11 protein-coding genes, 1 tRNA gene and 1 pseudogene are annotated in these 12,092 nt (G+C 39.9%); 5 read left to right on the top strand and 8 right to left on the bottom strand.

Translation table 11 applies throughout. From position 1 onward, the window contains the following. Positions 1-13: 13 nt before the first annotated feature. On the bottom strand, positions 14-1,024 hold the full coding sequence (locus AC6EI0_RS06215) for a porin (RefSeq protein WP_498521767.1): 1,011 nt from the start codon (positions 1,022-1,024) through the stop codon (positions 14-16). A gap of 187 nt (positions 1,025-1,211) precedes the next feature. Here AC6EI0_RS06215 and AC6EI0_RS06210 point away from each other — a divergent pair. After that, positions 1,212-1,817, top strand: a pseudogene (locus AC6EI0_RS06210) (ABC transporter ATP-binding protein); the annotation flags it as partial. A gap of 25 nt (positions 1,818-1,842) precedes the next feature. Here the strand turns inward: AC6EI0_RS06210 and AC6EI0_RS06205 are convergent. Then, the gene (locus AC6EI0_RS06205; RefSeq protein ID WP_498521766.1) at positions 1,843-2,244 is read right to left on the bottom strand and encodes a Fur family transcriptional regulator; all 402 of its coding nucleotides are present in this window, start codon (positions 2,242-2,244) and stop codon (positions 1,843-1,845) included. Positions 2,245-2,297: 53 nt separating this feature from the next. On the opposite strand from AC6EI0_RS06205, the gene AC6EI0_RS06200 reads away from it, so the two are divergent. Then, on the top strand, positions 2,298-3,083 hold the full coding sequence (locus AC6EI0_RS06200) for a metal ABC transporter permease (RefSeq protein WP_498521765.1): 786 nt from the start codon (positions 2,298-2,300) through the stop codon (positions 3,081-3,083). Positions 3,084-3,242: 159 nt separating this feature from the next. Beyond that, entirely contained in the window at positions 3,243-3,860 is a 618-nt protein-coding gene (locus AC6EI0_RS06195; protein ID WP_498521764.1) for a hypothetical protein, read from the top strand. Positions 3,861-3,986: 126 nt separating this feature from the next. Here the strand turns inward: AC6EI0_RS06195 and AC6EI0_RS06190 are convergent, their stop codons facing one another. Together AC6EI0_RS06190 and AC6EI0_RS06185 are read right to left on the bottom strand one after the other, a co-directional pair. Further along, on the bottom strand, positions 3,987-4,430 hold the full coding sequence (locus AC6EI0_RS06190) for a DUF3721 domain-containing protein (RefSeq protein WP_498521763.1): 444 nt from the start codon (positions 4,428-4,430) through the stop codon (positions 3,987-3,989). Between the two features lie 12 nt (positions 4,431-4,442). Next, positions 4,443-4,700 carry a DUF3721 domain-containing protein gene (locus AC6EI0_RS06185; RefSeq protein ID WP_498521762.1) on the bottom strand — a complete coding sequence of 86 codons (258 nt, stop codon included), beginning with the start codon at positions 4,698-4,700 and terminating at the stop codon, positions 4,443-4,445. Between the two features lie 309 nt (positions 4,701-5,009). Between AC6EI0_RS06185 and AC6EI0_RS06180 the strand changes: the two genes are divergently transcribed. Then, positions 5,010-6,194: a porin gene (locus AC6EI0_RS06180; protein ID WP_498521761.1), complete on the top strand. Its 1,185-nt coding sequence runs from the start codon at positions 5,010-5,012 to the stop codon at positions 6,192-6,194. Positions 6,195-6,272: 78 nt separating this feature from the next. On the opposite strand, the gene AC6EI0_RS06175 is transcribed toward AC6EI0_RS06180, so the two are convergent. Beyond that, positions 6,273-6,344: transfer RNA gene (locus AC6EI0_RS06175), tRNA-Thr, on the bottom strand. Positions 6,345-6,377: 33 nt separating this feature from the next. Between AC6EI0_RS06175 and AC6EI0_RS06170 the strand changes: the two genes are divergently transcribed. Next, on the top strand, positions 6,378-6,644 hold the full coding sequence (locus AC6EI0_RS06170) for a DUF3493 domain-containing protein (protein WP_498521760.1): 267 nt from the start codon (positions 6,378-6,380) through the stop codon (positions 6,642-6,644). Between the two features lie 58 nt (positions 6,645-6,702). Here the strand turns inward: AC6EI0_RS06170 and infB are convergent, their stop codons facing one another. From infB to nusA, 3 genes are read right to left on the bottom strand one after another with little or no spacing between them, the layout of a single operon-like run. Beyond that, the gene (gene infB, locus AC6EI0_RS06165; RefSeq protein ID WP_498521759.1) at positions 6,703-10,260 is read right to left on the bottom strand and encodes a translation initiation factor IF-2; all 3,558 of its coding nucleotides are present in this window, start codon (positions 10,258-10,260) and stop codon (positions 6,703-6,705) included. A 60-nt stretch (positions 10,261-10,320) separates the two neighbouring features. Then, positions 10,321-10,596, bottom strand: coding sequence for a YlxR family protein (locus AC6EI0_RS06160; protein WP_498521758.1), 276 nt, complete (start codon positions 10,594-10,596; stop codon positions 10,321-10,323). Then, positions 10,593-12,080, bottom strand: coding sequence for a transcription termination factor NusA (gene nusA, locus AC6EI0_RS06155; RefSeq protein WP_498521757.1), 1,488 nt, complete (start codon positions 12,078-12,080; stop codon positions 10,593-10,595). Before nusA ends, AC6EI0_RS06160 begins: the two co-directional genes overlap by 4 nt. Positions 12,081-12,092: the final 12 nt, after the last annotated feature.

Raw genomic sequence — 12,092 nt, 5'->3', positions numbered from 1 at the left:
GGTTTCTATGTGCTTAGAAGCTAAATGCAGTTTCAACAACAACACCATTGTCATCATCACCAGTACTCGTATCTTCTAAAGAAAAGAATCCAGGAGTGATTGATACATTGTCGTTCAATGCATAAGTGTAGGAAATTTCAAATCCTGTCGAATCTTCAGAGTCATTGCCATCAACATCAGTTGAGTTGTAAGCAGCATTCAATGTTCCAGGGCCAACTTTAAAGTCAACACCAACAAACAGGTCTGTTTGGTCTGCACCAGTTTCAGGATCTGTTGTGTCATAAGCAACGCTGAACGTCGCATCAATTGACTCTGGGCTGTAGTAGATACCACCTCCAAATGTGTCGTATCCTGTTGTTCCTCCTTCACCGTCGTTAGAAGCGATTACAAGGCCACCACCAAAACCTTCGCCGTCATAACCAAGAGTTACTGTCGTTACATCATCACCATTGTCAGCCCCAATTCCAATTGTTGAATCAGTACCACCCACGGATATTAAGCTTGCAGAGGCGACAACACCGTTGTCGTTAGAGTAAGCAACAGCAACACCAGGACCAGTTTCTTCACCAGCCTCAGAGAAAGGCATTGCTCCCAGTCTGAAACTTCCCGAGTATGCTGAAGTTGTCGCAGCAAGAACATCATCCTGGGCAACCAAAGGACCAGCAGTTACCTCTAGATCTCCTACAGGAAAAGCATAGAAAAGAGAAGATATTTTTAGAGTTGCACCGTCTTCTACAGCGCTATCCATGCTTGCGAGTGGACCACTGGCATTACCTGCTTCAATGCCTGCCGAAAGTAGATCTTCACCAGTAAAACTAGAGCTGATTTCTAGCTCATATGCATATTGCATATAAAGCTCTTCTTCCGTATCAGATGTCCCACCATTCGCTACAGAACCAACTGTAAAAACAGCACCACCACCAAGAGTTGTGGTTGATGAGAATGCAGTGTCTGCATTAACTGCAACAGGAGCCATTAGGCCCAAGGCAGCAGGAGCTACCAGTAAACACTGAAAAAGCTTCATTGTGTCCTCACACAAAAAACATACTTGAAAATGATAATCATTTTAGTTTTACCCTGGCAAGTATATAATAATTTTTTGTCAGCAAATCCTTTAACTGATGCCTTGTTTGAATGCTGAAAATCTTACATATTCTTATTCAACTCAAATCCCACCTGCTTTAAATAAAGTTTCTCTTAAGCTGGAACCAGGAACTTTGACTGCCCTTGTTGGCCCAAATGGTGCAGGTAAGTCCACATTATTAAGCTTGCTGCAAGGGAGCAGCAAACCAGATCAAGGAGAAATCACTGTTGGTGGAAAACCATTAATTAATAATCGAGCTCAAGTTGCTTTAATGCCTCAAAGGGGAAAGTTAAATTGGAGTTTTCCTATAACTGTTGAAGGATTAGTTGCTTTAGGTCGAGTGAATCATTCGAAATCCACTTGTTGTGAGCTTGAGGCTGCCCTTCAACGTGTTGGAATATCGCATTTAGCGAAAAGACGACTAGATGCTTTATCGGGTGGTCAGCAACAAAGAGCATTACTCGCTAAAACCTTGATGAATCCAGCCACTATTTTTTTACTTGATGAACCTTGTTCCGCGCTCGATCCACCGGCAAAAGAAGATTTTCTGATAATTATTCGTCAGTTAGCCGATTCTGGGTTGACAGTTTTTGTCAGTAGTCACGATTGGGGTACTTCTTTAAATGCTTATGACAAGGTTATTGTTCTTGATAAGATTATCTTGGCCTCTGGGAACCCTCAAGAAGTCCAAGAAAAACTTAGTTCAATTAATTATTTGAGGTGGAAAATATAAGTGTGATTAATAATCATTTAGCTTATCAAGCATTCAATTCTTTAGAACAATTCTGGCAGATTCCAAAGTATTCAAGGGTATGAAACAACAGTTCAAATTTATTAGACACTTTTTTCGATATATCTACTGTTTTGACGGGACATCCCTGCAATCGAGTAGTTTCTCCACAACTTACACAAGTTAAATGATGAATATCTCTTTCGACTGGAGCATAAAGAACCTCACCGTTAGGAAGATGTCTCGATCTGATCAAACCTTGCTTGACTAGTGCTTGCAGGTTTCTATAGACAGTGGTCAGACCCATTGCTTTTTCACCGTTATGCAGTTTTCTATGCAGTTCTTGCCCGCTCAGTTCATCGGTACATTTCTTAAGTTCATTGAGAATTTGTTCTTGTCGCTTGGTGATTTCAGGTTTGCTGGTACTCATTATCAAGATCTTAATTTGATCTCTAATACTGACCATACTGAATCATTTGCTTAATGTCTTTTATCAATACGAATTGGTGGATAATTCCTCTTTTGATCACTTCCTTTTCAGGAGTGCTTTGTCCTTCTATGGGAACTGTATTGATTACGCATAAAAGGCTGCTTCAAGTTAATTTAATTTCACACTGTGTTCTGCCTGGACTTGCCTTGGCTATGGCGCTTGGTATGGATCCTTCTATTGGTGGAGTCATTAGTGGTTTGGTGGGAGCTATTGCAGCAGAAAGTTTGACAAATAAAAAAAATCAAAATTATGAAGCTGTGATGAATACAATTCTTGCTGGCTCGATGGGACTTGGTGTTCTTCTTATACCTCTACTTGGGATCAGGATTGATTTGGAGGCTGTTTTATTTGGAGATTTACTAACTGCAAATTTTAGCGATTTGTTTAGAACTTTGATTGCTTTTTCGGCATTTATTTCCTTATTGATTTTTGGTTACGACAAACTTGTTCATATTGGTTTAGATCCTGAAGGCGCTGCTGCAAGTGGAGTGAATGTATCTTTTTTGAATTTAGCTCTTGGCTTTACAACTGCACTTGTCATTGTCAGCTCGATGTCAGCAGTGGGAATCATTCTTGTTATTGCTTTACTTTCAACCCCAACTTTGTTGGGGTTACAAAAGGCGAAATCGCTGTGGATTGCGATGGTTCGATCTTCAACGTTTGGATTAGTTTTATCACTAATAGGTTTTTCGCTCGCTATGATCTTAAATTTGCCTCCTGGGCCTCTAATTAGTGTTCTTTGTGTGATTTCATTGATTGTGCTGCCAAGGAATAGATAGATTGATGTTTAAATATTTTTAGTTAGAGAAGTACTCTCTTGAGAGAGTTAAAAACAATTGGTTTAGATCAAGAAATTTGAAAATACTAACGATTTCGTTTTGGATTCAATATTATAAATTTATCGGTTTAATACACTCCAGCCTCTAATTGATTAACTCATGAAGAGAACTCAACTCAACGTAAGTATTGACCCAAAACTCTTAGAGAAGATTAAAGAGAGTGCCAGGCTCTCTGGCAAGTCATTAGTTTGTTATGTTTCTGATTGTTTTGTTAATCAAATTGAGAATCTTCCGGTTGAATCGATAGATTCTCGATTTCAAATGATTGAGCAAAGGCTTCAAGCGATAGAAAAAAATATTCAATTAATAAATCCTCAAACTCAAAAAAACCCATCTTTTACATCTATTGAACTGAAAAATTTTAATGAATTTGTCAAGGCTGTTTTTAAAAAAGAGTCGAAAAGGAAAGGATATAAAACAATAAAAGAAGCATGGAATGATTTTATCAATCACATCAACTGTTTTGATCAATGGGATGAGAGGTTTTCATTTAGACTTAAAGAATCTCTTTTTTTTGAACATGGCGACCCTTTAACAGGCGATGAAATTAATCATCTGAAAGAGGGAGAGATATGCCCTCAACCAATTAGAACAGGAATAATTAATTGGATAAATAATTCATCTAGAGGTCAGTGTTGCTGTTCCGTTAAGGATTTTCCCTCGCAGCAACAAATTTGCGAAAAGGGGCAAACTCTTGTTGAAGATATCTATTCTTAGGTAAAACTTGATTACTTTTTGAATGCTATTAAAACTTAAGTTGTCATGAACAGTTTAATAAGGTTCCGTTTGTTTTAGATGTATTTCTAATTTAATAATAAGATTCTAGATTTAATAACCTAAGTATCAGTCAGGATTGATATGGGTTGCACAAGGCATCCATAATTTACCCATTTTATGAACACCAATGCATCCGATTTTTTTCGCTTCGATTTCTGCCTGAGATTTAGTTGGGTAAGCATATATATTTTTTGAAGAAGGAGAATATGAACGATTGATTGACTCCTGAATAGCATTATTCTCTGGACTCCATACCTTTAGTCCCATAGTTGTTATCCCTGCAGAGAATATACCCATTCCTACTATTGAGGCATTTACGACTCCCATGGCTACTACACCTATAGAAACGACACCCATAGGAACAATCCCAATCGTAATAATTCCCATCGGAACAATTCCAATGGATATAAATCCTAGTGGTGCAATCCCAAATGCAATTTTTTTTGGCTTACTTCCGCAATGGGAAGGACCTTCGGGATTTTTCTGATCAGTATTATTTGATTTTTTCATTATCTGTAAATATCAGTGATGATGGTGATGTCCAGTATGAGATTCATGATTGCCTTTCTCCTCATGATCTGCATGACTTTTACAAGGCATCCATTTGTCTCCCATTTTATGAGCTCCGGTGCAATTGAAATCTTTTGCTGCTTTTTCGGCTTCTGCTTTCGTTTCAAAAAGTGCAGGAGTTCCGTTTATTTGGGAATTGCCAGAGCATCCCATCAAAGAAAATGATATTGAAATAATGATCGTAGTGAAAATACTTCTGAGATTGTTCATCTTTCTAGCTTTGCCTAGTTCGTCTAGTTTAAGCCTACTGAAATACGGAGCGTTGTCATTACAAACATTGCAAGACCCTGAGATATAGATCAATTTAAATAATCAGTAAATTTGGATCTTTCTCTTTCAATACTTAGGCTTTGACAAGAAAATTTTTAATTCCCTGTCGAGAAAACCAAAAGTCTCAAATATTTGTAGCGAAAGAATCTTTTAATTGTATTTAAAAGCACACTTTTAAGGGCTTTGAACGGTTCCTGGGGTTATGTTTTCTGCATATAGTTTTACTAGTATAGCTAGGTTTTGGGATCTATGAAACTTTTCTCTCGATTGCTCCTGTTTCCTGCTTCGTTAGGTCTTTTGACTCCAGCAGCTGTCGAAGCTGGAGGTGGCGATGATCATAAAGGGCATCATGATCACCATAGCGGTCATATGAATATGGGAGACTCATATCCATCAACAATGTTTATGGGAAAAACGATTTTTGTTTTGGGTGGAGTGGATGGAGTTAGCGATTCTGGAATGGGTGGAATGGGTGGAATGTCTACTTCTGAAGAAAAGGATGGGACAGTTTTTCATTACGATACAAAGCTGATGTTTATGACCAGTTTTACTGGCCAAGACATGCTTAAGACTGCTGTTCGCGTAGGTAATTTTGTGATGATGGAGCCCTTCGGAATGATGGGTGAGACAAGATTAGATACTGCTTTTAGTAGCAATGATTCATTAGAGCTTCACAAGGCTTATTACCAATTCCCTGTTGGAGAAGATATTCAAGTAACTTTTGGCCCCAAGCTTCGTCAAGATGATTTGCTTGGAGTGTGGCCCAGTGCTTATCCAGGAGATGGAGTTTTATTTGTACTAAACCAGGCGGGAGCAAATGATACTTATTCCAAGAAGATGGGGGCAGGAGCAGGAATTACTTGGTCACATGAAAAGTTGGTTGCTTCTGCACTCTTCGTTTCAGAAGACGCATCAAATTCTTCGATTGGTTTCTTAGCTGATGAAGGCAAAGACCACATAACAACTCAGTTGGCATGGGTTGATGAGAAATTTACTCTTGCAGCTGCATACACGCAGTCTGATAACGGGAATACTGATGATTCTCCTGACGCTAATGATTACTCTTCTTATGGAATTAGTGGTAGTTATCAATTCGGAGACGACTACAGCTTGAGTGCTGGTATTGGTTGGAAGAATCCTGAGAACGAGGATAGCCCTGATACTGCAATGAATAAGGTTGAGGATGGCAATACATGGTCTGTTGGATTCCTATGGAATGATGCTTTTGTTGAGGGGAATAATTTTGGGTTTGGTATTGGAACAGCTGAAACTCATAGAGATGATGCTGGCTATGATGATCCTTTAGCTTGGGAAGCTTATTATGATTTCACGGTGAACGATAGCGTTACAGTTACTCCAGCTATTTTTGTTATTGAACAAGATGGTAAAGATGACGTTAATGGGGCTTTGGTGAAAACTACTTTCAAGTTCTAGTCTTTGCTTTTCTTAACTTCTGCTTGGCTCTTTATCTGGATAAGGCGGATTTTTTACTCTAATTACTTTGCTTTTTTATGCCGATGAGTGGAATTGAACCACCGACCTACTGGTTACGAATCAGTTGCTCTACCCCTGAGCTACACCGGCACTAGAATAAAGCTATCATCTTTAATTTTATTTTTGAGCAACTCTAATAAGCCTAAATCCAATCTTGATCCTAATTTAAGAGCTCGATTATTGAAAGAGACTAAAAATCCTTATCGGGGATTGAGAAGAGCTGTGTGGATAGCACTTTTTGGATCAGCGGCCTTAGGCTTATTTATCATGCTTACCAATCTGATTGCGGGCGATACTGTCTCTCTTAATGATCTTGCAATCCAAAGTTCAGCATTAGTAATTCTCGGATTTTTGTTGTTTAAAGATAGGAGTAAGGAAGACGCAAATTAGTTATGTTGCTTTTCTCAATTATATTTTTTCAGATTTTGGGTCCAAGTAATAAGCGAAGTTAATTGGTCAATTTTCTTCTTTGAGTAACAAGCTTGAAGGCTTCTATTTGATCTCCTTCTTCCCAGTTCGCAAAGCGATCACAACCTATTCCACATTCGAACCCTGTTGATACGTCTTTGACATCATCTTTATTTCTTTTCAGTGAATCTAGATCACCTTCAAAAACGATTTGCTTGCCTCTTTTGACTCTGGCCCGGCAATTTCGTTGTATTTTTCCATTGGTTACGTAGCAGCCAGCAACAGCACTTTTGCCAATTGAGAATATTGCTCTAACCTCAGCTACACCCAAAGCTTCTTCTATCATTTCTGGTTCTAAAAGACCTTCCATTGCTAATTGAATATCTTCAAGAAGTTTATAAATAACCTCGTAATCTCTCACGTCAACACCATTTGCATCAGCTGCGCGCTTGGCGCCCGATGCCATTGAGGTGTTGAATCCAACTATAACTGCGCCCGATGCCGCTGCTAAGTCAACATCAGTCTCAGTAATTTCGCCTGGAGCTGAAAGCAATACTCTCACTTGGACTTCATCTTTAGGAAGCTGTTCTAGAGAACCAAGTATTGCTTCTAAACTTCCTTGAACGTCAGTTTTGAGGATGATATTTAATTCTTTAAGTTCCCCCTCACTTGCTTGTCCAGACATAGATGAAAGTGAAACTCGCCTGGAAGCCATTTGCTGCGCAAGTCTTGCGGCCCTTGCGTCCGTGGCTCGTTCTCCAACCACTGCTCTTGCGGCCTTCTCATCTGGGTAAACCTCGAACTCATCACCCGCTGTTGGTACTTCACTAAATCCAAGAGCTTCGACAGGACAAGATGGACCTGCTTCTTTAATCCGGGATCCATTTTCATCTACCATTGCTCTAACTTTGCCAAGCACTGGACCAGCAGCGACTACATCTCCAGATTTGAGGGTGCCGTTTTGAACTAGTAATGTTGCAACAGGCCCTTTTGCTTTGTCTAAGTGGGCTTCAATCACAGTACCTTTAGCCAATCTGTTTGGGTTTGCTTGTAAATCTTCTACCTCAGTTACGAGCAAAACCATCTCTAAAAGTTTGTCTATATTTTCGCCTTTTATTGCACTAACGGGAATCATAACTACGTCACCTCCCCATTCTTCTGACAATAGATCCTGCTCTGACAACTCTTGTTTTACACGGTCGGGAGAGGATCCTTCTTTATCAATTTTGTTAATTGCTACGACAATTGGTACTTTTGCTGCTCTTGCATGGCTAATAGCTTCAAGTGTTTGAGGCCTAACGCCGTCATCAGCAGCAACAACTAAAATCGCTACATCTGTAACCCTTGTTCCTCTGGCTCTCATTGCAGTAAAAGCCTCATGCCCAGGCGTGTCAAGGAAGGTTAGTTTCTTGGTAGATCCATCATGTTGAGTTTCGATTTGATAGGCACCAATGTGTTGAGTTATCCCCCCAGCTTCTCCTGCTGCAACTCTCGCTTTTCTTATGGCGTCTAGCAAAGATGTTTTTCCATGATCAACGTGACCCATCACTGTAACAACCGGAGGTCTTCTTATTAAATGTTTTAAATCGCCCTCCTCAATCATTTCAACTGTTTTCTTCGCAGCCTCTTCAACATCATCTTGAAGAACCGGTACCCCGAATTCCTCGGCAACTGTTTCGATTGTTGCCAGGTCAAGTGATTGAGTGACGGTTGCGGTAATCCCTTTGAAAAATAATGATTTAATGATTTCAGAACTTTCAACACTCAGCATGTCAGCAAGTTCTTGAACTGTGAGATTGTCCTCTGGGACAACAATCATTTCAGGTCTTACAAGCTTTGCCTCTCTAGCAGCTCTTAATTCCATTGCACGTCTTCTTTGCCTTTGACGAGTTGTTTCTTTTTTACGTTTTTTAAGAGCAGTTAAAGGCTTGCCATTATTTCTCTTTCCAGATTTCGGCTTCGATGGTCGAGCCAAGCTTGCTGAAAGAACGACTGCTTGTTGCTCTCCTGCAAATCCACTTGTTTCAGCAGTTAGAGCATCATCGTTTTCTCCAATAATGTGGACTTTCTGGCGCTGTTTTTGAGGCGATTTATTTCTTAAGGCATCTAACTTTGCGCTGTCATCCCAATCAGGCCTGCCTGTTCTTCTGGGAGGAGCTGCGGTGCCACCTGGTCTATGAGCGGGCTTCTTAGGAGCGGATGGGGTTGGCCTGTTAACTGGTGGCCTGGCTCCAGTTTGGTTCTCTCGTTTGGGTTTAGGATTGGTTGAAGAATCAGATTTCCTTTGAGGAGCACTTGGCCTCGCTTGAGGCTTTTGCAGTTGCATTAACTCACTTGGTGCAACTGGCTTTCTCATCCCAGATGGAACACCTGGACGATTGTTAGAACGGTTTGAAACACCAGCTACCCTATTAGGAACTCCAGGTCTATTTTGCAGGCCGCCTCGATTTGGAGATCCAGAACGTACTGGTCCTCCAGATCGATTATTAGATCCTGGACGATTTTGACCTTGCATAGGTCGATTGGCTGCTCCACCACGATTAGGACTTTGCCTATTTGGTGAACCAGGCCGACTTGGCCCTCCTCCACCTGCTCTATTATTAGAAACAGGTCGATTTGATAATCCTTGACGATTTAAAGAGACTGGCGGTTTTGGCGCTCCAGGTCTTGATGGAATTGTTGGTTTAGTACTTGCTTCGTTAGTCTGAGTTTTATTTATAGGTTTTTCTTTTCGTATGGGTGCTCCTACAAGTTCAAGAGTATTTCTTTTAGTTGGAGGCTGTGGCTTTCTTGAGGGCGAAGCCTGTTTGTTTTGACTTTTGATTCTTTGTGAATTTTCTGGGGCGACTTTCTGAGGAGAAATGCCACCTTGATTGAGTCTGGCTTTTGTCTTGTCGTTTTTGGGGTTTAATTGTTTTTTATCTTGAATATTTATCTTTGGTCTGCTAGGTGCTATGGGCCTTTTAGGTTCCTGTCTGTAAGTTTGTTTTGATTGGATAAACGGCTTTTTAGCTGATTCAGGCCTTTTTGATTGATTTACGTTTTTGTTTTCTTTATTTAGTTCATTAAGGGGAATTTCCCTTTCAGCTTGAGTTAAGGGCTTAGAAATAGTTTGTTTAATTTCTTGTCTTGGCCTAGGAGGAAGTGGTTTATTTGGTTTAGAAGGTGCTGTTATTTTCTGTTGATGACCGGGAAATTTATTTTTTAAATTTTTTGAATTATCGGAATTAGTCAATTCTTGAGTTTTTACAGAAGGTTGACTTGGCTTTAAAGGTACATTTAACTTCGTTTCTGAACTAACTGATGGTTCAGGAGAATTTTGCTTAAGTTCAGGCTTCTGATTCTTTTGAGTTTTGACAGGATTTTTTTTAACGGAAAGAATTTCTTTCTCTAATTTTTGACTAGGTTCAATAATTATTTTTTTTCTGTTACCTTTTTTTAGAAAATCTTTGATTTGATTTGCTTCAACACTGCTTATAGAACTGCTATGGCTCTTAGCTGCTATGGAAAGTTTACGAGCTGCGTCCAGCACATCTTTATTGTCAAGGCTTAAATCCTTGGACAATTCATAAATTCTGATTTTGCCGCTGCTGGTCATTAATGTTTTGCTTGAACTTTAGATTTGGTTTTTGAGTTGACTGAGTTCTCTTAATGAACATCATGCCTCAGTATCTGACTCAATGCAGGTATTAAGTTGTTTTTGGAGCATATTGAAAACGCTTGAGTGAATATCACATCTCAAAGCTTTTTGTAATCGTTTACGCTTCAAAGCCTCTTCAAAACATGACTCAGATCGACAGACATAGGCTGATCTTCCCATCCCGTCTGAGAGAACTACTCCATTCTGAAAATCTCTGGTAACTTTTAAAAGAAACTTGCGATCAAGAATTTTTTTGCAAGCTACACATCTACGCAGAATGGGGCTTTGACTCACCGGGTTCCTTCCTCTTCTGGAATCATTTTATCTTCGTTTGCAACCTCATCTTCGTTTGTTTTTTCAATATCACTTTCATCATTCTCAGTTTCTGAGCCATCGGAATCGATACTTGAATTAGTTTCAGAAGATTCTGTTTCTGCTTCGTTGCTATCAATAACTGATAATTGGTCATCTTGAAAGTCTTCTTCGTCTTCTGGTAGAGGGTAAAGCTCTCTTAATCGTGCATCTTCCTCTGCTCTAGCTGCTTGCTCTGCCTCTAATCTCTGCTCAGCTTCTCTCTGTAAAGCTTCTTCTTCTTCTCTTTGAGAAATTAATTCTGCGACCTCGGAATCTTCAGTGGCTTGATCATATTCTTGTGAATTTTTAATATCAATTTTCCATCCTGTAAGCCTTGCAGCAAGTCTTACATTTTGTCCTTCTCTTCCGATTGCGAGGCTAAGTTGATCTGGAGGAACAAGGACATGCGCATGCTGCCCTTCTGGATCCACAAGCCTTACCACTTCAACTCTTGCAGGACTTAATGAATTACAGATGTATTGAACAGGGTCAGAAGACCAACGAATTACATCTATTTTTTCTCCACGAAGTTCATTAACTACTTGTTGAATTCGAGCCCCTCTAGCACCAATACATGCTCCAACAGGATCTACCTCTCTTTCAATGCTGTCAACAGCTACTTTTGTTCTGGGACCTACTGCTCTTGAAGGTGGATTTGCTTCACGAGCAACAGCAACAATTCGTACTGAACCCTCTTGAATTTCAGGAACTTCGTTTTCAAATAAATATACGACCAAGCCAGCATTGGATCTGCTTACAAAAAGTTGAGGCCCTCTTCTGGGTATTTCGCTAACTTCTTTTAGAAATACTTTAAATGTTGCGTTTGCTCGATAATTATCATTTGGCAATTGATCTCTTCTTGGAAGCTCTGCTTCTACTTCTGGCCTGCCTAAACCAGAGCTAACTGCCATGATTACAGACTGCCTCTCAAATCTAATGACTCTTGCGGTTAGTACTGGGTCTTCTAGGTCAGCAAATTCCTCTTGAATCATTCTTCTCTGCTGATCTCTTAACTTTTGGGCTAAGACTTGCTTGGTGGTGGCTGCAGCCATCCTTCCAAAATCTTCTTTTTCTGGAGTCACATCTAGGACAACTGTGTCCCCAACTTGGGCATCATCAGCAACTTGCATAACCTCGGCTATTGCTATTTGATGATCATCACTCTCAACATCTTCAACTATTATCTTGCTTGCTAAAACTCGATAACCTTCATCATCTAGGTCCAAGCCAACATCAAAGTTACTAAAATAGTCTTCCTCAAAAGGATCTTCGCTTATACCCAAATAAAGAGTTCTTCGATATCGCTCATAACCTTTTAGAAGTGCTTCTCTCAAAGCAGCTTCGACAACTTGAGAGGGAAGTTTTTTTTCCTCACTAATGTCTTCAATTAAGTTGTTTAGGCCTGGGAGTAGAACAAGAGCCATCGATGATGGGAT

Source organism: Prochlorococcus sp. G5PB11 (genome assembly GCF_059772425.1).
Note: the sequence above shows the minus strand (reverse complement) of the source record. Positions and strands in the feature narration are given on the sequence as shown.

Excerpts from the sequence above, each read along its gene's own strand:
- AC6EI0_RS06185 (WP_498521762.1), bottom strand. The coding sequence starts at position 4,700 with ATGAACAATCTCAGAAGTATTTTCACTACGATCATTATTTCAATATCA.
- AC6EI0_RS06215 (WP_498521767.1), bottom strand. The coding sequence starts at position 1,024 with ATGAAGCTTTTTCAGTGTTTACTGGTAGCTCCTGCTGCCTTGGGCCTA.
- AC6EI0_RS06195 (WP_498521764.1), top strand. The coding sequence starts at position 3,243 with ATGAAGAGAACTCAACTCAACGTAAGTATTGACCCAAAACTCTTAGAG.
- infB (WP_498521759.1), bottom strand. The coding sequence starts at position 10,260 with ATGACCAGCAGCGGCAAAATCAGAATTTATGAATTGTCCAAGGATTTA.
- AC6EI0_RS06205 (WP_498521766.1), bottom strand. The coding sequence starts at position 2,244 with ATGAGTACCAGCAAACCTGAAATCACCAAGCGACAAGAACAAATTCTC.
- AC6EI0_RS06180 (WP_498521761.1), top strand. The coding sequence starts at position 5,010 with ATGAAACTTTTCTCTCGATTGCTCCTGTTTCCTGCTTCGTTAGGTCTT.
- nusA (WP_498521757.1), bottom strand. The coding sequence starts at position 12,080 with ATGGCTCTTGTTCTACTCCCAGGCCTAAACAACTTAATTGAAGACATT.
- AC6EI0_RS06200 (WP_498521765.1), top strand. The coding sequence starts at position 2,298 with ATGTCTTTTATCAATACGAATTGGTGGATAATTCCTCTTTTGATCACT.
- AC6EI0_RS06190 (WP_498521763.1), bottom strand. The coding sequence starts at position 4,430 with ATGAAAAAATCAAATAATACTGATCAGAAAAATCCCGAAGGTCCTTCC.